Here is a 23,775-nt window from a genome sequence, read left to right as displayed (position 1 = left end):
GGCTGCGACAGGATGCATCGCACGATGGCGATGAACATTTCAGCGCCTTGATTCGTTCTGTCGACTTAGAACGATCCCAAGGAGCCTGACTTGACCCATCTCCGCGTCAATGGAACGGAGTATGAGGTGGACCTCGACGTCCGCACCTCACTGCTCGACGCGCTGCGCGAGCACCTCGCGCTCACCGGCACCAAGAAGGGCTGCGATCACGGCCAGTGCGGCGCCTGCACCGTCCTGGTGAACGGCCGCCGCATCAATTCCTGCCTGTCTCTCGCCGTCATGCACGACGGCGACGAGATCACGACCGTGGAAGGGCTCGGCGCCCCCGGCGATCTGCATCCGATGCAGGAAAGCTTCCTGAAGCACGACGGCTACCAGTGCGGCTATTGCACGCCCGGCCAGATCGTCTCGGCCGTCGGCATGCTCGGCGAGGTCGAGAAGGGCTGGCCGAGCCACGTGACCGAGGACCTCGGTGCCGGCGCATCCCTGTCGAACGAGGAGATCTCGGAGCGCATGAGCGGCAACATCTGCCGCTGCTCGGCCTATCCCAACATCGTCGACGCCATCCGAGAGGTCGGCACCGCCGGACCGGGCGCGGACGCCGGCAGGGACGCCGGCAGCCAGCAACGGAGGACCGCGGCATGAGGCCCTTCGACTACGTCCGGGCGACCGACACCGGGGCCGCCGCCGCCGCCGCTTCTTCGGCCTCCGCACGCTTCATCGCGGGCGGCACGAATCTTCTCGATCTCATGAAGCTGCAGATCGAGACGCCGACGAAGCTCGTCGACATCACCCATCTGCCGCTTCGCGACATCGCGGCCGAGGGCGAGGGTCTGAGGATCGGCGCGCTCGTTCCGAACGCCGATCTCGCCGCCGACGAGCGGATCCGCAGAGACTATCCTGTCCTGTCGCGCGCGCTTCTCGCCGGCGCGTCCGGCCAGCTGCGCAACAAGGCGACGACGGGCGGCAATCTTCTCCAGCGCACGCGCTGCAGCTATTTCTACGAGACCAACGCGGCCTGCAACAAGCGCGAGCCGGGATCGGGCTGCGACGCGATCGGCGGGTTCAACCGCATTCATGCGATCCTGGGCGCGAGCGAGCACTGCATCGCCACGCATCCCTCCGACATGGCGGTCGCCATGCGAGCGCTGGATGCCAAGGTCGAGACGCTGACGGCGTCCGGCGAGACGCGTCTCCTGCCGCTCGACGCCTTCTACCGCCTGCCCGGCACGACGCCCCACATCGAGACCAACCTGCAGCCGGGCGAACTGATCACCGCCGTCGTCCTTCCCGCCCCGCTCGGCGGGCGGCAGGTCTATCGCAAGGTCCGTGACCGCGCCTCCTACGCCTTCGCGCTGATCTCGGTCGCCGCGGCCGTGACGGTCGAGAACGCCGTGATGACGAAGGTTCGCCTCGCCTTCGGCGGACTGGCCCACATGCCCTGGCGCGACGAAAGCGTCGAGGCCCTGCTGGAGGGCCAGGCTCCCTCGCGGTCCCTCTTCGAGAAGGCCGCGGATCGTCTCCTCGTCGGAGCGATCGGTCAGGGCGAGAACGATTTCAAGATCGAGCTGGTGCGCCGGACGCTGCCGGCCGTCCTGTCAGAAGCTGTCGGAGATCCCGCATGAGCGCCACCACCAAGACGATGCAGAACAACGAGCGGCTCGGCGAGACCCGGCTCGACCGGGGCTCGCTCGCGGTGCTCGGCAAGGGTGTCGACCGTTACGAGGGACCGCTGAAGGTTTCGGGCCGTGCGACCTATGCCTATGAGAACCTCCGGGGCCGCGACGTCGCCTATGGCTATCTCGTGACCTCGGGCGTGGGCTCGGGCACCATCAAGCGCATCGACACGATGAAGGCGATGAGCCTTGCCGGCGTTCTTCACGTCGTCGTCGACGACACGGCGCCGCGCGCCTCGGCCGATCCGAACGACAACAAGCCCGCGTCCATCAAGGGCGCCGTGACCCATTTCGGCCAGCCCCTCTGCATGGTCGTCGCGACGAGCTTCGAGATCGCACGCGAGGCCGCCGCCCTGGTGGAGATCGAGGTCGAGCCAGCCGAGGGCAAATACGATCTCCAGGAGGAGAAAGAGAAGGCCTACGATCCCGGCGACGGCACGATGCCCTCGACTGTGAAGAAGGGCGCCTTCGACAAGGCCTTCGGAACGGCGGAGGTGACGCTCGACGCGACCTACACGACGCCGAGCCAGAGCCATTCGGCGATGGAACCCCATGCCGCGGTCGCGGTCTGGGACGAGGACGAGCTGACGCTCTACGGCTGCTACCAGCTGGTCTCGACCAACGTGCCGCAGCTGGCCAAGGCGCTCGGCATTTCCGCCTCGAAGGTGCGTCTCGTGAACCCCTATATCGGCGGCGGGTTCGGCGGGAAGCTCGGGATCGGTCCGGAATCGGTCTTTGCGGCGATGGCGGCGAAGGCGATCGGTCGTCCGGTCAAGGTCGCGCTGACGCGCCAGCAGGTCTACCAGGGCACCTCGCGTCGCTCCGACACGATCCAGCGCGTGCGCATCGGCGCCGGCAAGGACGGGCGCATCACGGCGATCGCTCACGACATCATCACCGGCAACACGCGCGGCGACGACTTCTTCGAGCCGGCCGGCATCTCGACCGAGTTCCTCTACGCTGGCGAGAACCGTCAGATCACCCACCGCAAGGCCGACGTCAACATTCTCCTGTCCTCCTCCATGCGGGCGCCCGGCGAGGCCGTCGGCATGCTGGCGACCGAGAACGCGATGGACGAGATGGCGGAAAAGCTCGGGCTCGATCCGATCGAATTCCGCAAGCGGAACGAGCCGGAGGTCGACCCGCAGGAGGGGCTGCCTTTCTCCTCGCGCATGCTGGTCGAGTGCATGGACGAGGGAGCCCAGCGTTTCGGCTGGGACCGCCGGCCGGCGACGCCGATGTCGCGCCGCGAGGGCGAATGGCTGATCGGCTACGGCATGTCGGCGGCCTCGCGCAAGAACCTCGTGCAGCAATCCGCGGCCAAGGTGACGCTTGGAGCGGACGGCCATGCGCTGGTCGAGACCGACATGACCGACATCGGCACCGGCACCTACACGATCCTCCAGCAGATCGCGGCGGAGATGCTCGGCCTGCCGCTGGATCATGTCGACGTGAAGCTCGGCGATTCCAAGTCCCCCCAGGCGTCCGGCTCGGGCGGCTCCTGGGGCGCGAACTCCTCGGGCTCCTCGGTCTACGCGGCCTGCGAGGGCATCGCGGAGGCCATCGCCCAGAGGCTTGACGTCTCGGTCGAGCACCTCACCCTCAAGGATGGAATGGCGACGGCCGGCAACAAGCGCACGCCCATCGCGGAGGTTCTCGCCGGCGAATCGATCGAGGTCACGGGCACCTACAAGCCGGGCAAGGCCTTCAAGGAAACGCACCAGGCGAGCTACGGGGCGCATTTCTGCGAGGTCGCGGTGAATGCGGTGACGGGCGAGACGCGCATCCGCCGGCTGATGACGGTGGCCGCCGCCGGGCGCATCCTCAACGAGAAGACCGCCACCTCGCAATGCTATGGCGGGCAGATCTTCGGCATCGGCAGCGCGCTGACCGAGGAGCTGGTGATCGACCCGCGCACGGGTCTCATGGTCAACCACGATCTCGCGGAATACCACGTGCCGGTGAACGCCGACGTGCCGCAGCTCGAGGTGGTGCTCCTGCCGGAGCGCGACACGGCTGCGGGGCTCCTGGCGGGCAAGGGCATCGGCGAGCTCGCCATTTCCGGCGTCGGCGCGGCCGTCACCAACGCCGTCTACAATGCGACGGGCGTGCGCGTGCGCGACTATCCGATGACGCTGGACAAGGTGCTCGCCGGCTGGGCGAAGACCTCGAAGGCCGCCTGAGGGTTTTCCCCGCGACCGGGCGGGCGCCTCGCGGCCCCGCCCGTCTATCCGTGCAGCTTCAGCGCCGGCCCCCGGGCCGGCGACACCATGTCGGCGAAGATGGCGAGGGAGCCGCGAAGCGGGCCGAGCACCGCCCATTGATGCTGGCGCTGGAGGGCGTTGTAGGCGGCGGTCGCGAACTGGCCGTCGATGAAAACGTCGTTCCGGCGCCCCAGGCCGAGAAGGCCGACCGTTCCCGCGCGCCCGAGCGAGACGAGCTTGCCCTTGTCCTTGAAGCGGAACGGCAGAACGACCCGGCCCTCGATCGTCTCGGGCAGGACGCCCGCCAGGTAGGCCGCCTCCTGGCTCGCGACCTGCGCGGTCGGCGGCAGTGGCCGCTCTTCGCCCGGCAGGGTCAGGCTCGCGGCATCGCCGAGCGCGAAGATGCGCTCGTCGATGTCGGTCCGCAGATGCTCGTCGACGCGGATGCGTCCCTTGGCGTCCAGGTTGAAATCGGCGAGGCGCGCCAGCACGGGCAGCCCGGACGATCCCGCGGCCCAGACCGTGATGTCCGCCGGCCAATGACCCGCCGCGCTGCGCACCTCGCCCCGTTCCACGCTCGAAATCTTCGCACCCGTGACGACCGCGACGTCGAGCGCCGAAAGCCGCTCCAGGATGCCCTCCCGCAGCGCCTCGTCCGACCCCGGCATGATCTCGGCCGCGGCCTCCAGGATGGTGATCTCGAGCAACCGGTCCGGCGGCTCTCCCGCCCGGTCGAAGAAGGCGCGTTCGGCGACCCTCAGGTGAGCGGCAAGCTCGGTGCCGGTCGCACCCGACCCCACGATCACGATCTTCGCCGCCCGGCCGGTCTCGCGCGCATGGATCATCAGCGACACGAAGCGCTCGCGAAACGCATCGGCATCCGCCTTCGCGTCGAGGCGGATGGCATTGCCCGCGACCCCCGGCGTCCCGAAATCCGCCGTCTGCCCGCCGAGCGCGACGACGCACGTGTCGTAGGCGACATCGCGCGCGTCGGCGAGGCTTTCGCCGTCGGCGCCGGTGATCGACGCGAGGCGAACCGTGCGCCGGCTGCGGTCGATCGCCTCCACGCAGCCCTGTTCGAAGCGGAAGCCGCGCATGTCCGCCAGCATGTAGAAACTGATCTCCGACAGGGTGGACGTCACCGTGCCGGCCGCGAACTCGTGGAGACGCGGCTTCCAGAGATGGGAACCGACGCGATCGACGAGCGTGACGGCGAGACCGGCCCGACCGGCCCGACCGGCGAGCGCCGATGCCAGTTCGAGGCCGCCCGATCCCCCGCCGAGAACGACGATGCGATGTGCCTGCGTCATGCCCGCTCCTTGCAGTCCGATGTCTCCCCGACAACTGGCGCGCTCCCGGAAAGTTCGCCGCCACCTTCCGACGGATGCGGACCCGGATGATGATTCGCCGCGCCTCGACGGCGGGTCGGCGTTCTACTCCTGGCCGAGGCGGAGGGTCGAAGTCTCGCATCGGCGTGCCGCGGCGACGGCGAAGGTCGAAGGTCGAAGGTCGAAGGTCGAAGGCCGCGTCTTCGCAGCGCGACGGGTTCTGCTATAGAACGCGCTGCGATCGGTCGCTGACGGCGGATCTGCCGGTCCTCGCCGTTCGGCCGGACCGATCGTTCGGATCCTCGGGGCCGCGGCCGCCCCTTCTTTCGCGAGAGACGCTTCATGGTTCGACGGATCGACGGCAAGGCGGCGGCGGCGACGATCATCGAGCGCGTGAAGGCCGAGAGCGCCCAGCTTCTCGCCGAGACCGGAACACGCCCGGGGCTTGCCGTCGTCATCGTCGGAGAGGATCCAGCGAGCCAGGTCTATGTCGCCTCCAAGGCGAGAATGGCCGAGGATTGCGGGTTCAGGTCGGTGAAGCATGTCCTGCCCGAGACCGCGGGGGAGGACGAGGTCCTGGACCTCGTGCGCGACCTCAACGCCGATCCCGCGATCCACGGCATTCTCGTCCAGCTGCCCCTGCCGGCGTCGATCGATTCCACGCGCATCGTGCAGTCGATCGCCGTGGAGAAGGATGTCGACGGGTTCCATCTCCTCAATGTCGGCCGGCTCGGCTCCGGCGACATCGCCGCCGCCTTCGTGCCCTGCACGCCCGCGGGCTCGATGATCCTCATCCGCGAGGTGCTCGGCGACGATCTCTCCGGCAAGACGGCGGTCGTGCTCGGGCGCTCCAACATCGTGGGCAAACCCATGGCGCAGCTGCTGCTGGCCGCGAACGCCACGGTCACCATCGCCCATTCGCGCACGTCCGATCTTCCCGCCCTCTGCCGCACCGCCGACATTCTCGTCGCCGCCGTCGGTCGGTCGGAAATGGTGCGGGGCGACTGGGTGAAGCCGGGCGCCGTGGTGATCGACGTCGGCATCAACCGGATCGACGCGCCGGAGCGCGGGCCGGGCCAGTCCCGCCTCGTCGGCGACGTCGCCTATGCCGAAGCCGCCGAGCACGCCGGCGCCATCACGCCGGTGCCGGGCGGCGTCGGCCCCATGACGATCGCGCTCCTCATGGCGAACACGGTCGTCTCGGCCTGCCGGACGATGGGACGCGCGGTGCCGACGTTCTGAAACGTCGGCCGCGTTCTTGCGACGCTGCAGGCTTCATCCCATTGGGACCACAGGTGGTCACAATGGGTTTGGAACCGCGAAAAAGCTGCAGTTGCGGGAGGCCAAGACAGGATTTTCGGCTTTGGTCGAAGCGGCGGAACGCGGAGAACCTACGATCGTCACCAAGCACGGTCGTGCCGCTGCTATGATCGTTCCTGTCGAAGAAGGGCGCAAACTCTTCCCTCAGGATAATCCGAGCTTCGCCGATAAGGCCCGGCTGCCGTTCGGCGAACGAAGGGCTTTTCAGGCCGCGTCGCCCTCGGCGGCCGGCTTGGCTTCCGCCGCCATCTTCGGCCCGCCCTTGGAGACGCCGACAAGGGCCGGGCGCAGAACGCGGTCGCCGATGGCATAGCCGTCCTGGACGACCTGGAGCACGGTGTTGTTGGCGACATCGGCGTTCGGGATCTCGAACATGGCCTGATGGAAGTTCGGATCGAAGCGCTGGCCTTCCGGCTCGAGCTTCTTGACGCCGAACTTCTCCAGCGTCGCGAGCATCGCCCGTTCGGTGAGTTCCACGCCGTCGATCAGCGTGGTCAGGCCGGTGTCGGCGCCGGCCTCGCGGGCGTCGGCGGGCACCGCCTCGATGGCGCGGCGCAGATTGTCCATCACGGCGAGCATCTCGCGGGCGAAGCCCGTGACGCCGTAGACGCGCGCATCCTTCAGTTCGCGTTCGGTGCGGCGGCGCAGGTTCTCCATGTCCGCGGCCAGCCGCAGCATGCGATCCTTCAACTCGGCGTTCTCGGCTTCGAGGCCCGCGATCCGGTCGGCGGCGACGCTCTGGATGAAGGCCTCGGCATCGTCGTCGGAATAGCCGCCGCGCTCGAACGGGCTGGCGGGGCGATCGGCCGACGCCTCGGGCCGCGCGGCCGCCTCGGTCGCGGCTTCGGTCTCGATCTCGTCCTTCGTGCGGTTCTCGGTATCGCTCGTCATGTCGTCCCCGCGAATGTCCCGGCCGGGGCCGTCGCCAGGATGCCGGGGAGGCGGGCGCGTGCCGTCGAAGCCGGTGGTGGTGGCGTGTCTCGTCGCCGCATATCGAATGGGCGCGCGCGAAAATCAAGGCCGTCCGAAGGCTGTCCGCGACGCGATCGCCCGCACGGCCGCGCGGTCAGGAACGTCGGGCGGCCGCCCCTTGCGCCAGAAGTCGCGAGACGAGGCGGGCCGTGTAGTCGACCATCGGCACGATCCGTCGATAGTTCAGCCGCGTCGGGCCGATCACGCCGACCGCCCCGATCACCCGCTCCTCCCCGTCATTGTAGGGCGCGATGACGAGCGAGGAACCGGAGAGCGAGAAGAGCTTGTTCTCCGAGCCGATGAAGATGCGCACGCCGTTGCCGGTCTCCGCGAGGTCCAGAAGCTCGATGATGGAGCTCTTGGTCTCCAGGTCGTCGAAGAGCAGGCGCAGGCGTTCCAGATCCTCGGCGGCGGTGACGTTCTCGAGGAGATTGGCGCGTCCGCGCACGATGAGGCGGGCCGGCTGCTCGGCGGAGGCGCCGGACCAGACCGCGAGACCCTTTTCCACGAGCGCCTGCCCGAGGAGATCGAGCGCATTCGACGTCTCCGCCTTCAGGGCCGCGACGCGAGCGCGCGCCTCCGCGATGGTGCGGCCGACGACATGGGCGTTGAGGAAGTTCGACGCCTCGACGAGTTGGGAGGCCGTGACGCCCGCCGGCAGGTCGACGATGCGGTTTTCCACCTCGCCGCTCTCGCCGACCAGCACGGCCAGCGCCTTGGTGGCTTCCAGGCGGATGAACTCGATGTGCTTCAGGCGAAGATCGGCCTTCTGCGTGAGAACGAGGCCGGCGCCGCGCGACAGCCCGGAGAGAAGCTGGCTCGCCTCGGTCAGAAGCGAGGCGAAGGAGCGGCGGTCGCCGGTCGCGCGGACCTTCTCCTCGATGTTGTCGCGCTCGCTCTGCGGGAGATCCCCGACCTCCAGGAAGGCATCCACGAAGAAGCGCAGGCCGAGCTCCGTCGGCATGCGGCCGGCGCTGACATGGGGCGAGTAAATGAGGCCGAGGGCTTCGAGATCGCTCATCACGTTGCGCACGGAGGCGGGCGAGAGCGAGGTCGAGAGGAGGCGCGACAGGGCGCGCGAGCCGACGGGCTCGCCGATGTCGAGATAGGTTTCGACGAGCAGGCGGAAGATGTCGCGGGACCGGTCGTCCAGCGGCATCGGCAGATCCGCAACGGGCAGCCTGAAATCGTTCATCGTCGGGGCCGATCCTGCATGAGGGCGACTATAGGGATCGGCGCACGCCACGCCAAGCGGCAAGGCAGCGCGGCCGGCCGTTCCCGGGCCGGCGCCTGGCGCATGCGATCCGGCGGGCCCTGTCCGGAATTGCTTTGCGCCGCTGCCGGGCTCATGGTTAAAGGCGCGCTCACGGCCGAGCAGCGCGTCTCCTTCGCGCTGCGGCCCGATCCGACCGACGATCAGTCCGACCGACGACCAGCAAAGACGGAAACGAGCATCCCATGCGGCCATCCCAGCGCGCCAGCGACGAACTCCGGGCGGTCTCGCTCGAACGCGGCTTCTCCCGCCATGCGGAAGGCTCCTGCCTCGTCAAGTTCGGCGACACGCATGTGCTCTGCACGGCGAGCCTCGAAGAGCGCGTGCCGCCCTTCCTCAAGAACTCCGGCAAGGGCTGGGTCACCGCCGAATACGGCATGCTTCCGCGCGCCACCGGCGAGCGCATGCGCCGCGAGGCCGCGACGGGCAAGCAGTCCGGCCGCACCCAGGAGATCCAGCGCCTGATCGGCCGCAGCTTGCGCACCATCGTCGATCTCGGCGCTCTCGGCGAGCGTCAGATCTCGATCGACTGCGACGTGATCCAGGCCGACGGCGGCACGCGCACGGCCGCCATCACCGGTGCGTTCGTCGCCCTCTCCGACTGCCTCGCCTGGATGGAGACGCGCGGCATGGTCGTTCGGTCCAAGGTCCTGAAGGACCATGTCGCCGCCATTTCCTGCGGCATCTACAAGGGCGAGCCGGTGCTCGACCTCGATTATCTCGAGGATTCCGCCGCCGACACGGACGCGAACTTCGTCATGACAGGACGCGGCGGCATCGTGGAGATCCAGGGCACGGCGGAGAAGGAGCCCTTCTCGGAGGCCGAGTTGCAGAGCCTGATGACGCTGGCCAAGGGCGGCATCCAGCGCCTCGTCGCGCTCCAGGCCGAAGCGCTCGGACGGTAAGGAGTCTCGCGGGATGACGGCACGACGGATCGACGGACAGCGGCTTCTCGTCGCCAGCCACAACCAAGGCAAGATCCGCGAGCTGCATTTCCTGCTCGGCGGACTGGCGATCGAACTCGTGACGGCCGGCTCTCTCGGCCTGCCGGAGCCGGTCGAGAACGGCACGACCTTCGTCGAGAACGCGCGGATCAAGGCGCTCGCGGCTGCGACCGCGTCGGGCGAGGTCGCGCTGTCGGACGATTCCGGCCTCTGCGTCGACGCGCTGGACGGCGCACCCGGCGTCTACACGGCCGACTGGTCCGGCCCGAACCGCGACTGGGATCTCGCCATGCGCACGGTCGAGGAGAAGCTGCAGGCGGTCGGGGCGCGCGAGCCCGCGCAACGCCGCGCGACCTTCGTCTCCCTTCTCTGCCTCGCCTGGCCGGACGGACACACGCAGGAATATCTCGGCGAGCGCGCCGGCACGCTCGTCTGGCCCGGCCGACGCGGGCCCATCGCCTACGGCTACGATCCCGTCTTCATGCCGGACGGCGAGACGCGGACCTTCGGCGAGATGACGGCCGAGGAGAAGCACGGCTCGATCTGGCATGCGCCGGGTCCGCTGTCGCACCGCGCGCGCTCCGTGCAGCGCCTCGTCGCGGACGCCTTTCCCGAGGGCGTGCGACCGTCCGAGACCTCGAACGCGGTGGAGCGGACCTGACGTGATGGAATTCGGCCGCCCCTCGGCCACGGTCAGCCGATTCCCGCCCGTGCCGCGCGATCCGGGCTTCGCGGTCTACGTGCATTGGCCGTTCTGCGCGGCCAAATGCCCCTATTGCGACTTCAACAGCCATGTCCGCCACCAGCCGGTGGACCAGGAGCGCTATGCGTCCGCCTTCGCCCGCGAGATCGCGGAGATGGCGAAGCGCTCGGCCGGCGAGCGGGTGACCTCGGTCTTCCTCGGCGGCGGCACGCCGTCGCTGATGAAGCCCGAGACGGTCGGCGCCGTGCTGGACTCCATCGCGAAGGCCTGGGACATCGCGCCCGATGCCGAAATCACGCTGGAGGCCAATCCCTCGAGCGTGGAAGCCTCGCGCTTTCGGGGCTACCGCGCGGCGGGCGTCAACCGCGTCTCGCTCGGCGTCCAGGCGCTGAACGACGCGGACCTCCGGGCGCTCGGCCGGCTGCACGATGTCGACCAGGCCCGCGAGGCGATCGGTCTCGCCCGCGCGATCTTCCCGCGCCTGTCCTTCGACCTCATCTATGCAAGGTCCGGCCAGACCGTCGAGGCCTGGGAAGCGGAGCTGACCGAAGCGATCGATCTCGCCGCCGACCATCTCTCGCTCTACCAGCTGACCATCGAGGAGGGCACGCCCTTCTACGCCCTGCACAAGGCGGGCAAGCTGAAGGTGCCGGACGGCGAGCTCTCCGCCGACCTCTACGAGGCGACGCAGCGCCTGACCGAGGCGCACGGCATGCCGGCCTACGAGATTTCCAACCACGCCGTGCCCGGGGCGGAATCCCGCCACAACCTCACCTACTGGCGCTACGGCCTCTATGCCGGCGTCGGTCCCGGCGCACATGGACGGCTGATGGGACCGGGCGGTCGCCATGCGGTCGCGACCGAGCGCCATCCCGAGACCTGGCTGAAGATGGTCGAGGACTGGGACAGCGGCATCGTCACCGACGACGCGCTGACGCCGGCCGAGGAAGCCGACGAGCTGCTCCTGATGGGACTTCGCCTCGCCGAGGGCATCGACCTCAAGCGCTGGCGACGCCTCGCCGGGCGCGACATCGACACCGAGGTCGAGGCGGATCTTCGCGCCCACGGCATGGTGGAACGGCTCGGACCGGACCGGATCCGCGCGACGCCGGCCGGGATGCTCGTTCTCGACGCCGTCGTCGCCGATCTCGCATGACCGGACCGGTGACCCCGACGCTCCTCGTCTATGGCCTGGCGGCGCTGGCCGAGATCGGCGGCTGCTTCGCGGCCTTCGCCGTCCTTCGCCTGGGGCGCTCGCCGCTCTGGCTCGCACCGGGGCTCCTCGCGCTCGCGCTCTTCGCCTATCTCCTGACGCTCGCCCCAAGTGAACATGCCGGCCGCGCCTATGCGGCCTATGGCGGGGTCTACATCCTCGCCTCGCTCCTCTGGCTCCAGGTCGTCGAAGGAGAGCGACCGGACCGCTTCGACGTCCTCGGCGCGGCGGTCTGCCTGATCGGGGCCGGCATCATCCTCTTCGCGCCGCGAGCCGGCGCATGACCGAGGACGAGACGCGCGCCGGCTTCTCCATCCGCGCGACGCCTTTCCCCGCACCCCGGCCCGAGCCCGGCCTCTATCTCGTCGCGACGCCCATCGGAAACCTCGGCGACATCACGCTGCGCGCGCTCGAGATCATCGCGGGCGCCGATCGCCTCGCCTGCGAGGACACGCGCGTCACGGCGACGCTCCTCCAACGCTACGGCATCAAGCGCCGCATGAGCGTCTATCACGAGCACAGCGGCGAGGACGCCGGGGCGAGCCTCCTCGCCGACCTCCAGGGGGGCCTGTCCGTCGCCCTCGTGTCCGATGCGGGAACGCCGCTCGTCTCCGATCCCGGCTTTCGCCTGTCGGAGGAGGCGATCCGGCTCGGTCTGCCCGTCGTGCCGATCCCCGGCCCCTCCGCCGCGCTCGCCGCGCTGACCGCCTCGGGCCTGCCGTCCAACGCCTTCTTCTTCGCCGGCTTTCTGTCGCAGAAGACCGGCGCCCGGCGCGAGCGTCTTCTGGAGCTTTCGCGCATTCCCGGCACGCTCATCCTCTTCGAGGCTCCGCATCGGATCCGCGAGAGCCTTCTCGACATGGCCGACGTGCTGGGTCCGTCGCGTCCCGCCGCCGTGTGCCGGGAACTCACCAAGGCCTTCGAGACGATCTACCGCGGCACGCTGCCCGAGCTTGCCGCAACCTTCGAGGCGATGGAGCGCGTGCGCGGCGAGATCGTCGTCTGCATCGGGCCGCCGCTCGCCGAAGCCCCGCCGAGCGAAGCCGATTCCGACGCGATCCTCCTCGGCCTTCTCGCCGAGATGAAGCCCACCAAGGCCGCGCAGGAAGCCGCGCGCCTGACGGGCCTTTCCCGCCGGGATCTCTATGTGCGGGCGCTCGCGCTTAAAGTCACCGGGTCGTCCGGACGCGAATCGTGAGCCGGGCCGGGCTCGCCGAGCGACGCGACCGCTTCGCCAAGGGCCATCGCGGCGAATGGCTCGCCGCCTGGGCGCTGCGCCTCAAGGGCTATCGCATTCTCGCCGTCCGCCACCGCACGAAGCTCGGCGAGATCGACATCATCGCCCGGCGCGGGGACACGGTCGCCATCGTCGAGGTGAAGGCCCGCGCCAGCCTCGAGGCGGCGATGGACGCCGTCTCCCCCGCCGCCCAGCGCCGCATCGAGAACGCCGCCGATCTCTGGCTCGCCCGCCGGCGCGACCACGCCCGCCTGTCGCTGCGCTTCGACATCGTCGCCGTCCTGCCCCGGCGCTGGCCGACCCACGTGAAGGACGCCTGGCGGGCGCGCTGACGACGAGGTCCATGGACAGAACGGGCCTTCCCCGCTACCTCCGCATCGCAATCCCTGCCGCAGGAGTGCCCCATGGCCCTTTCCGTCGCCGTCCAGATGGACCACGTCTCCTCGATCTCCATCAAGGGCGACTCGACCTTCGCGCTCTGCCTGGAGGCGCAGCGGCGGGGGCACAGCCTCTTCCACTACACGCCGGACCGGCTGTCGCTGCGCGACGGACGGGCGACGGCACGGGCCGAGACGATGGAGCTGTTCGAGGAACAGGGGCGGCACTTCACGCTGGGCGAACCGACGAAGATCGATCTGGCGGACACCGACGTGGTGCTTCTGCGCCAGGATCCGCCCTTCGACATGTCCTACATCACCTCGACGCACATCCTGGAGCGCGTCCATCCGAGAACGCTCGTCGTCAACGACCCGGCTTCGGTGCGCAACGCGCCGGAAAAGATCTTCGTCACCGAATTCCCGGACCTCATGCCGGAAACGCTGATCACCAAGGACCCGCTCGAGGTCGCGGCCTTCCGGGCCGAGTTCGGCGAGATCGTCATGAAGCCGCTCTACGGCAATGGCGGGGCCGGCGTCTTCCACATCACGAAGGAGGACCGCAACCTCACCTCCTTCATGGAGACCTTCGCGCTTCTCTTCCGCGAGCCCTTCATCGTGCAGCGCTACCTCAAGGACGTGCGCCAGGGCGACAAGCGCATCATCCTCGTCGACGGCGAATTCGCGGGCGCGATCAACCGCGTGCCGTCCGAGACGGATGCGCGGTCCAACATGCATGTCGGCGGCCGGGCCGAGCCGACCGAGCTGACGTCCCGCGAGCGCGAGATCTGCGAGCGCATCGGCCCCGCCCTTCGCGAGCGCGGGCTCCTCTTCGTCGGGATCGACGTGATCGGCGACTACCTGACCGAGATCAACGTGACCTCGCCGACCGGCATCCGCGAGGTGAAGCGCTTCGGCGGCGCCGATATCGCAAGCCTCCTCTGGGATCGGATCGAGGACAAGGTGTCGGCTTCGCGCTGAGGAACGGGTCCGGGCGACCATCGGCGGAACGGCCGGCACCGTCCGCTCCCGCACGGAGAATGTTCCCCTCCTGTTCTTGCGGAGGCGTTGACGTTGCGTTAGCCTCGGGTTGAAACGGCATCGCGCATCGGTTGCACGAAGGCCGCCCCTCTCTCGGGAGCGCAGCGATGGTCTCGCGCGTGAAGACGATCGCCTTCCAGGGCGTCGAGGCCATTCCCGTCGACGTTCAGGTGATGATCGCGCCGGGCAAGATGGGCATCCAGATCGTCGGGCTCGCGGACAAGGCGGTGGCGGAAAGCCGGGAGCGCGTGCAGGCCGCGCTTCACGCCTCCGGCCTGTCCATGCCGCCCAAGAAGGTGACGGTGAACCTCGCCCCGGCGGATCTTCCCAAAGAAGGTTCCCATTACGATCTACCGATCGCGCTCGGCCTGATGGCGGCGCTCGGCGCGATCCCGAGCGATGCTCTGTCCGGCTTCGTCGTCCTCGGCGAACTGTCGCTCGACGGCATGATCGCCTCCGTCGCCGGCGTCCTTCCCGCCGCCATGGGCGCGAACGCGCAGGGAATGGGGCTGATCTGCCCGGCCGACTGCGGCGCCGAAGCGGCCTGGGCCAGCGGCGAGATGCCGATTCTCGCACCGCGCAGCCTGATCCAGCTCGCCAATCATTTCCGCGGCACGCAGGTGATGGCCCGGCCCGAGCCCGCCATTCGCGCCGCGCCCGAGGATCTTGCGGACCTCTCCGAGATCAAGGGGCAGACGATCGCCAAGCGTGCGCTCGAGCTCGCGGCGGCGGGCGGGCACAATCTCCTGATGGTCGGCCCACCCGGTTCGGGAAAATCCATGCTTGCGGCGCGGCTGCCCGGCATCATGCCGGCGCTGTCGGCGCGCGAATTGCTCGAAGTCTCGATGATCGCGTCCATCGCGGGGGAGCTCGCCGGCGGTAAGCTGTCGGACCGACGCCCTTTCCGCGCTCCGCATCACTCGGCCTCGATGGCCGCGATGGTGGGCGGCGGTCTCCGGGCTCGGCCGGGCGAGGTCTCGCTCGCCCATCGCGGCGTGCTCTTCCTGGACGAGTTTCCCGAATTCACGCCCGCCGTCCTCGATTCCCTCCGCCAGCCCCTGGAAAACGGCGAAAGCGTCATCGCGCGGGCCAATCACCGCGTGACCTATCCTGCGCGGTTCCAGCTCGTCGCGGCCATGAATCCCTGCCGCTGCGGGATGGCGGGCGAGCCCGGTCATTCCTGCGCCCGGGGCCCACGCTGCGTGACGGATTATCAGGCGCGCATTTCCGGCCCGCTGATGGACCGGATCGACCTGCGCGTCGATGTTCCAGCCGTCACCGCCTTCGACATGATCCGACCCGCCCCCGCAGAGACGTCGGGGACGGTCAAGGCGCGGGTGGAGCGGGCACGGGCGATCCAGGCCGAGCGCTACGAGGGACTCGGCCTCGAAGGGGCCGTTCTCAACGCCACCTGTCCCGCCTCGGTCATCGAGACGGCGGCAGCGCCCGACGATGCGGGCGCCCGCCTTCTGAAGGACGCGGCCGAGCAGATGAAGTTTTCCGCGCGCGCCTATCATCGCATCCTCAAGGTCGCCCGGACGCTCGCCGATCTCGACGGCGACGACACGGTGCGCCGCATCCACCTCGCCGAGGCGATCTCCTACCGCATCGCGGGCGAGCGGCTGAGGAGCGCAGCCTAGAGCATCGTGCGCGATACCGGACGCCATGATGCCGGCGGACGTTCGGTCGAGGGCCGAGCCATTCGAAAAGGTCGCGGCGGCGAGACGGCTGCAGGCAAGGATTGAAGGGGGATCGGGTCGAAGGAACCCGCCAGAACGCATCACCGATCACGCACGATGCCGCGGAGGGGATCTGCCGGAAACGCAGGGTCGATGACGGACGGGCCGCGCCCGGCAGGTTCGATCCGTAACCGATGAAGCCAATCCACACTTCGGACCTTAGCATCAGAGCATCAGAGCATCAGAGCATCAGAGCATCAGAGCATCAGAGCATCAGAGCATCAGAGCATCAGAGCAATTTCAAGAATTCGCCACGCGCAACAGATGTTATTGTAATGTTCTTATACTGAACAAAAGGTGCCCGCCCGATCATTTTGTCGATTTCTTAACGATAGAAAATCATGATGTATTGAGATTCCCAGAAACCGGATGTCGACAATGAGCCAAACTTCTTCTCAGCTTCGGGATCTTGAAGAGCGCCTTCAGTTCGTGGGTATCGACGCCGCCGCGCGCGAGACCATCCGAGGCGTCCAAGGCACGATCATGTCGTCCATCGGCACGGCGCTCGACACGTTTTACGAAAAGGCCGGGAGCCATCCGCACACACGCCAGTTCTTTTCCAACGCTGCGCAGATCGGCAACGCCAAGAGGCGGCAAGAGACGCACTGGCAAAAGGTCAGCAGCGCCGATTTCGACGACGGGTACCTGAAGGCGATCTCCGCCATCGGACAGGTTCACGCCCGACTGGGCCTCGAACCGCGCTGGTACATCGGCGGATATGCGCTGATCATCGGCCGCCTGATCGAGGGCGTCGTGCAGAAGGAATGGCCGTCGCGCTTCGGCCGCGGCGGATCAGAGGCGCTCGCCGCCAAACTGACCGCCCTCGTGAAGGTCGCGATGATCGACATCGACTACGGCATCTCGGTCTATCTTGCCGCGATCAACGAAGAGCGGCTTCAGGCCGAAGAGCGCAACCGTGCGAGCGAGGCGCAAGGGTTCATCGTGGACAGTCTCGCCCTAGCGCTGAGCAAGCTTGCGGAAGGCGATCTCACCGTTCGCCTCGAAACGGCCTTTCCCGAGCGCTTCGAGCCGATCCGCATCCGGTTCAATGCCACCGTCGAAGGCTTGAACGACGTGATGGGCACATTCGTGGAAGCGACGCGATCGATCCGCCGCGGCCTCGACGAGATCAGCGTGGCATCGACGGACCTGTCCCAGCGCACCAGCCAGCAAGCCGCCTCGCTCGAAGAAACCACGGCGGCGCTCGCGAACGTTCTCGACGGCATCAACGGCACGGCTCAGGCGGCCCGGAAGGCACAGGAGGCAGCGACCGTTGCGCAGGCCAATGCCGGCCGAGGCAGCGACATCGTCGCCAAGGCGATCGATGCCATGTCGAGGATCGCCGTCTCGTCGGACGAGATCGGAAAGATCATCGGGGTCATCGATGAAATCGCCTTCCAGACCAATCTCCTCGCACTGAATGCCGGCGTCGAGGCAGCGCGGGCGGGTGAGGCGGGCCGGGGCTTCGCCGTCGTCGCGCAAGAGGTGCGCGGGCTGGCGCAGCGTTCGGCCGAAGCCGCCAAATCGATCAAGGAGCTGATTTCGACATCGACCTCGCAGGTCCAGTCCGGCGTGACGCTCGCCACCGAATCCGGTCACTCCCTGGACGAGATCGTCGCCGGCGTCGCTGAAATGAGCCGTCTCGTCACGGAGATCGCCCAATCGGCCCATCAGCAGGCCACCAGCCTCAAGGACGTTTCGGCGGCGGCCGAGCAGATGGGTCACGTGACACAGCAGAATGCCGAGATGGTGGAGGAAACGACGGCGGCGACGCAGATGCTGACGCAGGAAAGCGAAAGCCTCGATCGCCTGACGGATCGTTTCCGCACCACGGAAAGCAGCGTGGCTTCGTCCCGGCCACGCTCCGCTCCGCATCGCGCGGCAGCCGCGCCACGACCCGCCGCGCCCGTCCGCCGCCTCTCGCGCGGCGCCATGACGGCGTCAAAGCCCTCGATGGCTCCCGTCGCGAACGACTGGGAGGAGTTCTGAACGACGCCACGCCGTTTCCCCGACCCGCCACCCAGCGGCTCGGCGTCCCCCCGGCCCATCTGCCTCGAACGGTGGACGCCGAGTTTCGGACCGCGTTCGATGGGCTCGCTCGGGATCGGAGAAGGCTGCTCCGGGACAACTCAACCCGATGTGGCGCTTCCTGCCGGCGCGATGCGGATGATCTCTCCGATGTCCTCGGCGAGAACGTAGAGAGCGCCGTCGGGTCCTTGCTTCACGTCGCGGATGCGCTGGCCGAGATCGAAGCGCTCTTCGCCCGCGACGGCGCCGTCCTTCATGTCGAGGCGCACGAGCTGCTCGGTCGCCAGTCCGCCGTGGAAGCTCGAGCCTTTCCAGGCGGGAACGAGGTCCGCGTCGTAGAAGGTCATGCCCGACGCGCCGATGACGGGCGTCCACTGATGGACGGGGTCGGTGACGCCCTCGGCCGTCTGCCGTCCGGTGCCGACGGGGGTGCCGTCGTAATTGACGCCGTAGGACACTTCAGCCCAGCCGTAATTGGCACCCTTCCGGATGCGGTTCACCTCGTCGCCGCCCTTCGGCCCGTGCTCGGAGAACCAGATCTCGCCCGAAGCGGGATCGCGCGCGCCACCCTGGATGTTGCGATGCCCGTAGGACCAGATTTCAGGCTTGGCCCCGGCCTGGTCGACGAAGGGATTGTCGGCGGGCACCGTGCCGTCGAGGTTCAGGCGCACCACCTTGCCGAGATGGTTGTCGAGATCCTTGGCGCGGTTGCGGATGGGCTGGTCGGATCGCTCGCCGAGACCGATGAACAGATGCCCTTCGCCGTCGAAGACGATGCGCGAACCGAAATGCTTGTTGCCGTCGTATTTCGGCTCCTGCGTGAAGACCTTCGTGAAGCCTTCCAGCGCCGCTCCGTCCGCGGACAGGATGCCGAAGCCGGCCGCCGTGGAATTGCCGCCCTCGCCGGGCTCCGACCAGGTGACGTAGACGCGGCGATTGTCGGCGAAGCCGGGGTCGAGCGCCACGTCGAGGAGCCCGCCCTGGCCGCCCGCGGCCACCTCCGGCAAGCCGGAGATCTCGTCTCCGACCTCGCCGGATGCCGAGACGAGCCGCATCGAGCCGCCCTTTTCCGTCACGAGAATCGTGCCCTCCGGCAGGAACTCCATGCCCCAGGGGCGGGACAGCCCGTCGGCGAAGGTCTTGGCTTCAAGGGGTCCGGCGCGGCTTTCCAGCGTCTCGTCATAGGCGAAGGCGCCAGCCGGCAGAAGGACGGAGAGGCCGAGGCCGAGAGCAAGGGCGGTTTTCGTCATGGATCGGTCTTTCGTTTGGGGGGCCGATGGTTTCGACGTGTTCCTCAAGGTTTGGTCTCGCGACGCCGAGCGGAAGGGCCGTTGGCGCCATCGTGATCGCTTCGGGAGCGGTCATCTCCGGGTGCAACGCCATTGCCGGTCGACGACCTGCGCTTATCTCCAGCCTGTCCGCCGTCCCGGGGAGTGCCGCCCATGATCTTCGCCGCAGCAGGCCTCGCCTTCCGCGACATTTTTTCCGCTCCGTTTCGCGCGGCGCTCTGGAAGTCGCTCGGCCTTTCGCTGGTCGTCCTGATCGCGCTCTGGTTCGGCGTCACGGCGCTCTTCGAGAACGTCGTCGTGCCGTATCTCGGGGAATGGGCGCCGGATCTGCCGACCTGGGCGGACGGCACCGCCGGCTTCGCGGCGGGCCTCGCGCTCGCCATCCTCCTCGCCTTCCTCATCGCGCCGATCTCGGCGGTCATCGCCGGCCTTTTTCTCGACGACGTCGCCGAGGTGGTCGAGCGCGACAGCTATCCGGACGCGCCGGCCGGGCGTCCCCTCCCCTTCGTGACCGGCCTCGTCATGTCGGTGAAGTTCCTCGCCATCGTGATCCTCGGCAATATCCTCGCCTTCACGCTGCTCTTGATCCCCGGCGTCAACGTCGTCGCGTTCCTTCTCGTCAACGGCTACCTGCTCGGCCGGGAGTATTTCGACTTCGCCGCCCTGCGCTATCGCAGCGAGGGCGATGCGAAGGCCGTGCGCGGCCGGCATTCGACCCTCGTCTTTTTCGCCGGTCTCGTGATCGCCGGCTTTCTCGCGATCCCGATCCTCAACCTTCTGACACCCCTCTTCGCGGCGGCCCTGATGGTGCATCTCCACCAGCGTGTCTCGGCCCGCGATGGCGGATTGCCGATCGCCGCCGGCCTGCCCGCGACGCGCCTGTCCACGACGGCCCCGCCCCCGGCTTCGACACGGATCTAGATGGCCGCCCGTGCGACCGGGGCGACGGGGGCTCCCTCGCAAGGGCCGGTCCGTGCCCGGCGAAACGGCGGCGACGGATGCCGGGTGCGGGCGTCGAGATCCGGGATTCAGAACGGCCGGCGAACCCGGATCACCCGCAACGGCGTCATCCCGCGACCCGCGCCTCCGGCGCCCCCTGCAGGCCGGAGGGCATCAGGGGCAGCGGGACGAGGGGCGCGGCCACCGCGTTCCATTTCTCGTCGGCCCGACAGAGATCGGCGACGACGCAGATCCCGCAATCGGGCTTTCGCGCCTTGCAGACGTAGCGGCCGTGGAGAAGAATCCAGTGATGCGCGTTGCGCAGGTAAGCGGGCGGGATGATGCGCAGGAAGGCGCGCTCCACCGCTTCCGGCGTTGGGCCCGGCGCGATCTTCAGCCGGTTGCCGACCCGGAAGATGTGCGTGTCGACGGCCAGCGTTTCCTCCGCGAAGGCGGAGTTGAGGACGACATTGGCGGTCTTGCGGCCGACGCCGGGAAGAGCCTCCAGCCCTTCGCGCGTTGCCGGCACGGTGCCGCCGTGCTCCTCGGCGATGGTTTTCGCCAGGGCGGCGACGTTCTTGGCCTTGTTGCGATAAAGGCCGAGCGAGCGGATCGCCTCCTCGATCCGTTCGACCCCCAGTGCGGCCATCGCCGCAGGCGTCGAGGCCAAGGGAAAGAGGATGCGCGTCGCCCGGTTGACGCCGGTGTCCGTCGCCTGGGCGGAGAGAACCACGGCGACGAGCAGCGTGAAGGGGTCGCTGTGCTCGAGCTCGGGCTTGGGATCGGGACGCTGGACCGCGAACCGGCGGAAGATTTCCGCGATCGTCTCGGGCGTATAGGGGATCGGGTCCGTCGCGCCCTCGGCCTTGCGCGCCACCGCGCGGGCGACGCCAGCCGCCTTGCCCGTCGTCACCTTGCCCGTCGTCCCCTGGCCCGTCTTTCCCGGGGCGCTTCGCTTTGCCGCGCCCGTCCGCTTCGCCTCCGCCGGCTTTTCTGCCATCTTTCCGTCCTCGACGCATGGGAGCCATGAGCCTTCGACGCCGCGCCCTGACGGAGAGCGGCGAGAGGCTCGACACGAGGCCCGATCCTATGGACCAGGATGCAGCGCATCGAAAGACCGATGCGACGACGGACGGCGCGATGACGGATGGCGCAATGATCGACGAAGCCAGGACCGAGACCCCGATCTTCCGGGCCCTGCTCGTGCCCTACCGATCGCTCGGGCGACGGGGTTTCACCGTGCTCATGGTCTTCCTCGGCGTGGTGAGCCTTGCCACCGGCCTCGGCTTCCTCGTCAAGGGCGCCTGGCCCGTCTTCGGTTTCTTCGGGCTCGACGTCCTCCTCGTCTATCTCGCCTTCCGGGCGAGCTACCGGTCGGCGCGGGCGCGCGAGGAGGTGGAGGTGACGCGCCTCGAACTCGCCATCCGCAAGATCGCGCCGAACGGCGCGGTGCGGGAAAGCCATTACAACCCGTTCTGGGCGCGCTTCCACGTCCAGCGCCACGACGAGATCGGCATCACCCGCATGCAGGTGGCCGGCGAGGGACGCGCGACCGAGATCGGCGGCTTCCTCAATCCCGACGACCGCGAGAGCTTCGCGCTTGCCTTCAACCGCGCGCTCCTGACCGCAAAGGGGCGGTGAGGGAAAAGCGGGTGGCGCACGCGACCCTGCCTATGGTCTCCTCGCGCATCGAAGGAGACATGACGATGCTTGGCAAAGACACGACCGCTCCGCCCCTGTCCCCGATCGAGAACGAAGCGCGGCACGCGGCGGTGTCCGTCATGCCCGACTTGCCCGTTCGTCCCGCCGAGTCCTCGGATTACGAGAGCGTTCGGCGGGCGATCGAGTTCATCTCGACCGAAGTTCAGAGCCAACCGTCCCTCCGCGATGTCGCGGAGGCCGTCGATCTCACCCCCAGTGCGCTGGAGACGCTGTTCCAGCGCTGGGCCGGGCTGACGCCGAAGGCCTTCCTGCAGGCGGTGACGCTCGACCGCGCCCGCCGGCTTCTGGCGGAGGGCGCCTCGCTTCTCGATGCCAGCCTCGATGTCGGCCTTTCCGGGCCCTCGCGCCTGCACGACCTCTTCGTGAAGCACGAGGCGATGTCGCCCGGGCTCTACAAGGCCAAGGGCGAAGGCATCGATCTCGCCTACGGTTTTTCAGCTTCGCCCTTCGGCCGGGCGATCGTCGTCGCCTCCGACCGAGGGCTGGCCGGCGTCGGCTTTTCCGACGGAACGCCGGCAGGCGACGCGCATGCCTTGGACGACATGGTGCGGCGCTGGCCGAAGGCGCGTTTTCGGCTCGACGAGGCCATGGTTCGTCCCTACGCCACCCGAGCCTTCGATCCCGCCGCCTGGTCGCCGGACCGGCCGCTGCGGGTCGTCTTCATCGGGTCGGATTTCGAGATTCGGGTCTGGCAGACGCTGCTCTCCATTCCCGTCGGCTGCGCGGCGACCTATTCGCAGGTGGCCGAGCGGGTCGGCATGCCCAAGGCGGCGCGGGCCGTGGGAGCGGCGGTCGGCCGCAATCCGATCTCCTTCGTCGTTCCCTGTCACCGCGTGCTCGGCAAGTCGGGCGCCCTCACCGGCTACCATTGGGGCCTGTCGCGCAAGCGCGCCATGCTCGGCTGGGAAGCCGGCATCCTCGCGCGCACATGAGCCGTCGAGCCGCCCGATCTCCCGCCTCCGGTCCCGGCCGGACAGGCGATGACACCGACCGGGAGGGCGGCCGGGAGCCCCGCGGAGGCTTGTCGCCGGACGAGGCGGCGGAGGTCTTCCGGCGGCTGCGCGATCATATGCCGGGGCGAATCTCGGGCGCCAAGGGACCGAAGGACCAGCCCGACGCGTTTCGCTCGGTGGTGTCCTGCATCCTGTCCGCGCAGAGTCGGGATGCCAACACGCATCTCGCGACGACGCGCCTCTTCGCGCTCGCCGAAACGCCGGACGACATGCTGGCTTTGCCGGAGGCCGAGATCGCCGCGGCGATCAAGCCCTGCGGGCTCTACAACATGAAGGCCCGGAACATCCGGCGCCTGTGCGAGGAGCTGATCTCGGCGCATGACCGCGTGGTGCCAGACACGCGGGAAGGCCTGATGTCGCTGCCCGGCGTCGGACGCAAATGCGCCGACATCGTCATGAGCTTCACCTTCGACGCCGACGTCATCGCGGTCGACACCCACGTCTTCCGCGTCGCCAACCGCACCGGCCTCACCGAGGCGAAGACCGCCGACGAGACGGCGCGCCAACTCGAGGCCGAAGCTCCCGATTTCGCCCGGCGCGACGGGCATTTCTGGCTGATCCAGTTCGGCAAGGCGATCTGCATCGCCCGGACGCCGCATTGCGAGTCCTGCTTCCTCACCGATCTCTGCCGCTGGTATGCCGATCGTCGGAAATACTGCCTGTTGCGTCACTCTAACTAGACTCTGAGTCGCAATAGATGACTCATTCGACGTGAAAAGATGACTCACCCAGTGCCGTCGGGGTTTTGCATAGCGTACCG

The 23,775-nt window shown here is 68.4% G+C and carries 23 protein-coding genes; 18 read left to right on the top strand and 5 right to left on the bottom strand.

Going from position 1 to position 23,775, the window contains the following annotated elements:
* Positions 1 to 90: 90 nt before the first annotated feature.
* The 3 genes from ASG43_RS15485 to ASG43_RS15475 are packed head-to-tail and all read left to right on the top strand — an operon-like array spanning position 91 to position 3,859.
* A complete protein-coding gene (locus ASG43_RS15485) occupies positions 91 to 645 on the top strand; it encodes a 2Fe-2S iron-sulfur cluster-binding protein (protein WP_082490964.1) in 555 nt (184 codons plus the stop codon).
* The gene (locus tag ASG43_RS15480; protein ID WP_056506913.1) at positions 642 to 1,625 is read left to right on the top strand and encodes a xanthine dehydrogenase family protein subunit M; all 984 of its coding nucleotides are present in this window, start codon (positions 642 to 644) and stop codon (positions 1,623 to 1,625) included. The genes ASG43_RS15485 and ASG43_RS15480 overlap by 4 nt, the downstream gene beginning before the upstream one ends.
* The gene (locus ASG43_RS15475) at positions 1,622 to 3,859 is read left to right on the top strand and encodes a xanthine dehydrogenase family protein molybdopterin-binding subunit (RefSeq protein WP_056506910.1); all 2,238 of its coding nucleotides are present in this window, start codon (positions 1,622 to 1,624) and stop codon (positions 3,857 to 3,859) included. Before ASG43_RS15480 ends, ASG43_RS15475 begins: the two co-directional genes overlap by 4 nt.
* Positions 3,860 to 3,903: 44 nt before the next feature.
* On the opposite strand, the gene ASG43_RS15470 is transcribed toward ASG43_RS15475, so the two are convergent.
* Positions 3,904 to 5,190: an FAD-dependent oxidoreductase gene (locus ASG43_RS15470; RefSeq protein ID WP_056506908.1), complete on the bottom strand. Its 1,287-nt coding sequence runs from the start codon at positions 5,188 to 5,190 to the stop codon at positions 3,904 to 3,906.
* 360 nt (positions 5,191 to 5,550) lie between these two features.
* Between ASG43_RS15470 and folD the strand changes: the two genes are divergently transcribed.
* The gene (gene folD, locus ASG43_RS15465) at positions 5,551 to 6,450 is read left to right on the top strand and encodes a bifunctional methylenetetrahydrofolate dehydrogenase/methenyltetrahydrofolate cyclohydrolase FolD (protein ID WP_056506905.1); all 900 of its coding nucleotides are present in this window, start codon (positions 5,551 to 5,553) and stop codon (positions 6,448 to 6,450) included.
* A 16-nt stretch (positions 6,451 to 6,466) separates the two neighbouring features.
* A complete protein-coding gene (locus ASG43_RS22280; protein ID WP_348271084.1) occupies positions 6,467 to 6,841 on the top strand; it encodes a type II toxin-antitoxin system prevent-host-death family antitoxin in 375 nt (124 codons plus the stop codon).
* Here ASG43_RS22280 and grpE read toward each other — a convergent pair.
* Together grpE and hrcA are read right to left on the bottom strand one after the other, a co-directional pair.
* Positions 6,733 to 7,419 (bottom strand): nucleotide exchange factor GrpE, encoded by a 687-nt coding sequence (gene grpE / locus ASG43_RS15460; RefSeq protein WP_056506902.1) that lies wholly within the window; start codon positions 7,417 to 7,419, stop codon positions 6,733 to 6,735. The genes ASG43_RS22280 and grpE overlap by 109 nt on opposite strands.
* Before the next feature lie 175 nt (positions 7,420 to 7,594).
* Positions 7,595 to 8,695 carry a heat-inducible transcriptional repressor HrcA gene (hrcA, locus tag ASG43_RS15455; protein WP_056506899.1) on the bottom strand — a complete coding sequence of 367 codons (1,101 nt, stop codon included), beginning with the start codon at positions 8,693 to 8,695 and terminating at the stop codon, positions 7,595 to 7,597.
* Between the two features lie 263 nt (positions 8,696 to 8,958).
* On the opposite strand from hrcA, the gene rph reads away from it, so the two are divergent.
* The 9 genes from rph to ASG43_RS15410 all read left to right on the top strand — a co-directional run bounded on the left by rph (position 8,959) and on the right by ASG43_RS15410 (position 18,013).
* Positions 8,959 to 9,678: a ribonuclease PH gene (rph, locus tag ASG43_RS15450; protein ID WP_056506896.1), complete on the top strand. Its 720-nt coding sequence runs from the start codon at positions 8,959 to 8,961 to the stop codon at positions 9,676 to 9,678.
* A gap of 13 nt (positions 9,679 to 9,691) precedes the next feature.
* The gene (locus ASG43_RS15445) at positions 9,692 to 10,378 is read left to right on the top strand and encodes a non-canonical purine NTP pyrophosphatase (protein WP_056506893.1); all 687 of its coding nucleotides are present in this window, start codon (positions 9,692 to 9,694) and stop codon (positions 10,376 to 10,378) included.
* 4 nt (positions 10,379 to 10,382) lie between these two features.
* Positions 10,383 to 11,576 (top strand): radical SAM family heme chaperone HemW, encoded by a 1,194-nt coding sequence (gene hemW, locus ASG43_RS15440; RefSeq protein ID WP_056506890.1) that lies wholly within the window; start codon positions 10,383 to 10,385, stop codon positions 11,574 to 11,576.
* The gene (locus tag ASG43_RS15435) at positions 11,573 to 11,917 is read left to right on the top strand and encodes a YnfA family protein (protein ID WP_056506886.1); all 345 of its coding nucleotides are present in this window, start codon (positions 11,573 to 11,575) and stop codon (positions 11,915 to 11,917) included. The genes hemW and ASG43_RS15435 overlap by 4 nt, the downstream gene beginning before the upstream one ends.
* Positions 11,914 to 12,831, top strand: a complete 918-nt coding sequence (rsmI, locus tag ASG43_RS15430; RefSeq protein WP_056506881.1) for a 16S rRNA (cytidine(1402)-2'-O)-methyltransferase — start codon at positions 11,914 to 11,916, stop codon at positions 12,829 to 12,831. Before ASG43_RS15435 ends, rsmI begins: the two co-directional genes overlap by 4 nt.
* Positions 12,825 to 13,202 carry a YraN family protein gene (locus ASG43_RS15425; protein ID WP_082490963.1) on the top strand — a complete coding sequence of 126 codons (378 nt, stop codon included), beginning with the start codon at positions 12,825 to 12,827 and terminating at the stop codon, positions 13,200 to 13,202. The genes rsmI and ASG43_RS15425 overlap by 7 nt, the downstream gene beginning before the upstream one ends.
* A 72-nt stretch (positions 13,203 to 13,274) precedes the next feature.
* Positions 13,275 to 14,225 carry a glutathione synthase gene (gene gshB, locus ASG43_RS15420; protein ID WP_056506875.1) on the top strand — a complete coding sequence of 317 codons (951 nt, stop codon included), beginning with the start codon at positions 13,275 to 13,277 and terminating at the stop codon, positions 14,223 to 14,225.
* Between the two features lie 167 nt (positions 14,226 to 14,392).
* Complete coding sequence (locus ASG43_RS15415; RefSeq protein WP_056506874.1) at positions 14,393 to 15,925, top strand: YifB family Mg chelatase-like AAA ATPase; 1,533 nt, start codon at positions 14,393 to 14,395, stop codon at positions 15,923 to 15,925.
* A 477-nt stretch (positions 15,926 to 16,402) separates the two neighbouring features.
* Complete coding sequence (locus ASG43_RS15410) at positions 16,403 to 18,013, top strand: globin-coupled sensor protein (protein ID WP_162244733.1); 1,611 nt, start codon at positions 16,403 to 16,405, stop codon at positions 18,011 to 18,013.
* Positions 18,014 to 18,153: 140 nt separating this feature from the next.
* Here the strand turns inward: ASG43_RS15410 and ASG43_RS15405 are convergent, their stop codons facing one another.
* Complete coding sequence (locus tag ASG43_RS15405) at positions 18,154 to 19,302, bottom strand: PQQ-dependent sugar dehydrogenase (RefSeq protein ID WP_056506868.1); 1,149 nt, start codon at positions 19,300 to 19,302, stop codon at positions 18,154 to 18,156.
* Positions 19,303 to 19,494: 192 nt separating this feature from the next.
* Between ASG43_RS15405 and ASG43_RS15400 the strand changes: the two genes are divergently transcribed.
* A complete protein-coding gene (locus ASG43_RS15400; protein ID WP_056506866.1) occupies positions 19,495 to 20,262 on the top strand; it encodes a sulfate transporter family protein in 768 nt (255 codons plus the stop codon).
* A gap of 145 nt (positions 20,263 to 20,407) precedes the next feature.
* On the opposite strand, the gene nth (ASG43_RS15395) is transcribed toward ASG43_RS15400, so the two are convergent.
* On the bottom strand, positions 20,408 to 21,280 hold the full coding sequence (nth, locus tag ASG43_RS15395; protein WP_082490961.1) for an endonuclease III: 873 nt from the start codon (positions 21,278 to 21,280) through the stop codon (positions 20,408 to 20,410).
* Positions 21,281 to 21,420: 140 nt separating this feature from the next.
* On the opposite strand from nth (ASG43_RS15395), the gene ASG43_RS15390 reads away from it, so the two are divergent.
* From ASG43_RS15390 to nth (ASG43_RS15380), 3 genes are all read left to right on the top strand, one after another.
* Complete coding sequence (locus tag ASG43_RS15390) at positions 21,421 to 21,921, top strand: DUF2244 domain-containing protein (RefSeq protein WP_056507402.1); 501 nt, start codon at positions 21,421 to 21,423, stop codon at positions 21,919 to 21,921.
* A 140-nt stretch (positions 21,922 to 22,061) separates the two neighbouring features.
* A complete protein-coding gene (locus tag ASG43_RS15385; protein ID WP_056507399.1) occupies positions 22,062 to 22,934 on the top strand; it encodes a bifunctional helix-turn-helix domain-containing protein/methylated-DNA--[protein]-cysteine S-methyltransferase in 873 nt (290 codons plus the stop codon).
* Positions 22,935 to 23,023: 89 nt separating this feature from the next.
* Positions 23,024 to 23,695, top strand: coding sequence for an endonuclease III (gene nth / locus ASG43_RS15380; protein ID WP_056506863.1), 672 nt, complete (start codon positions 23,024 to 23,026; stop codon positions 23,693 to 23,695).
* The last annotated feature ends 80 nt before the right edge of the window (positions 23,696 to 23,775 follow it).

Origin of the sequence: Aureimonas sp. Leaf454 (genome assembly GCF_001424685.1) — a bacterium.
Taxonomy (GTDB): Bacteria; Pseudomonadota; Alphaproteobacteria; order Rhizobiales; family Rhizobiaceae; genus Plantimonas.
This window is presented reverse-complemented; position numbering and strand designations above follow the sequence as displayed.

Coding starts and splice junctions, on each gene's coding strand:
- ASG43_RS15480 (WP_056506913.1), top strand. CDS start 642: ATGAGGCCCTTCGACTACGTCCGGGCGACCGACACCGGGGCCGCCGCC.
- ASG43_RS15475 (WP_056506910.1), top strand. CDS start 1,622: ATGAGCGCCACCACCAAGACGATGCAGAACAACGAGCGGCTCGGCGAG.
- ASG43_RS15470 (WP_056506908.1), bottom strand. CDS start 5,190: ATGACGCAGGCACATCGCATCGTCGTTCTCGGCGGGGGATCGGGCGGC.
- folD (WP_056506905.1), top strand. CDS start 5,551: ATGGTTCGACGGATCGACGGCAAGGCGGCGGCGGCGACGATCATCGAG.
- grpE (WP_056506902.1), bottom strand. CDS start 7,419: ATGACGAGCGATACCGAGAACCGCACGAAGGACGAGATCGAGACCGAA.
- hrcA (WP_056506899.1), bottom strand. CDS start 8,695: ATGAACGATTTCAGGCTGCCCGTTGCGGATCTGCCGATGCCGCTGGAC.
- rph (WP_056506896.1), top strand. CDS start 8,959: ATGCGGCCATCCCAGCGCGCCAGCGACGAACTCCGGGCGGTCTCGCTC.
- ASG43_RS15445 (WP_056506893.1), top strand. CDS start 9,692: ATGACGGCACGACGGATCGACGGACAGCGGCTTCTCGTCGCCAGCCAC.
- hemW (WP_056506890.1), top strand. CDS start 10,383: ATGGAATTCGGCCGCCCCTCGGCCACGGTCAGCCGATTCCCGCCCGTG.
- ASG43_RS15435 (WP_056506886.1), top strand. CDS start 11,573: ATGACCGGACCGGTGACCCCGACGCTCCTCGTCTATGGCCTGGCGGCG.
- rsmI (WP_056506881.1), top strand. CDS start 11,914: ATGACCGAGGACGAGACGCGCGCCGGCTTCTCCATCCGCGCGACGCCT.
- gshB (WP_056506875.1), top strand. CDS start 13,275: ATGGCCCTTTCCGTCGCCGTCCAGATGGACCACGTCTCCTCGATCTCC.
- ASG43_RS15415 (WP_056506874.1), top strand. CDS start 14,393: ATGGTCTCGCGCGTGAAGACGATCGCCTTCCAGGGCGTCGAGGCCATT.
- ASG43_RS15410 (WP_162244733.1), top strand. CDS start 16,403: ATGAGCCAAACTTCTTCTCAGCTTCGGGATCTTGAAGAGCGCCTTCAG.
- ASG43_RS15405 (WP_056506868.1), bottom strand. CDS start 19,302: ATGACGAAAACCGCCCTTGCTCTCGGCCTCGGCCTCTCCGTCCTTCTG.
- ASG43_RS15400 (WP_056506866.1), top strand. CDS start 19,495: ATGATCTTCGCCGCAGCAGGCCTCGCCTTCCGCGACATTTTTTCCGCT.
- nth (WP_082490961.1), bottom strand. CDS start 21,280: ATGGCAGAAAAGCCGGCGGAGGCGAAGCGGACGGGCGCGGCAAAGCGA.
- ASG43_RS15390 (WP_056507402.1), top strand. CDS start 21,421: ATGACGGATGGCGCAATGATCGACGAAGCCAGGACCGAGACCCCGATC.
- ASG43_RS15385 (WP_056507399.1), top strand. CDS start 22,062: ATGCCCGACTTGCCCGTTCGTCCCGCCGAGTCCTCGGATTACGAGAGC.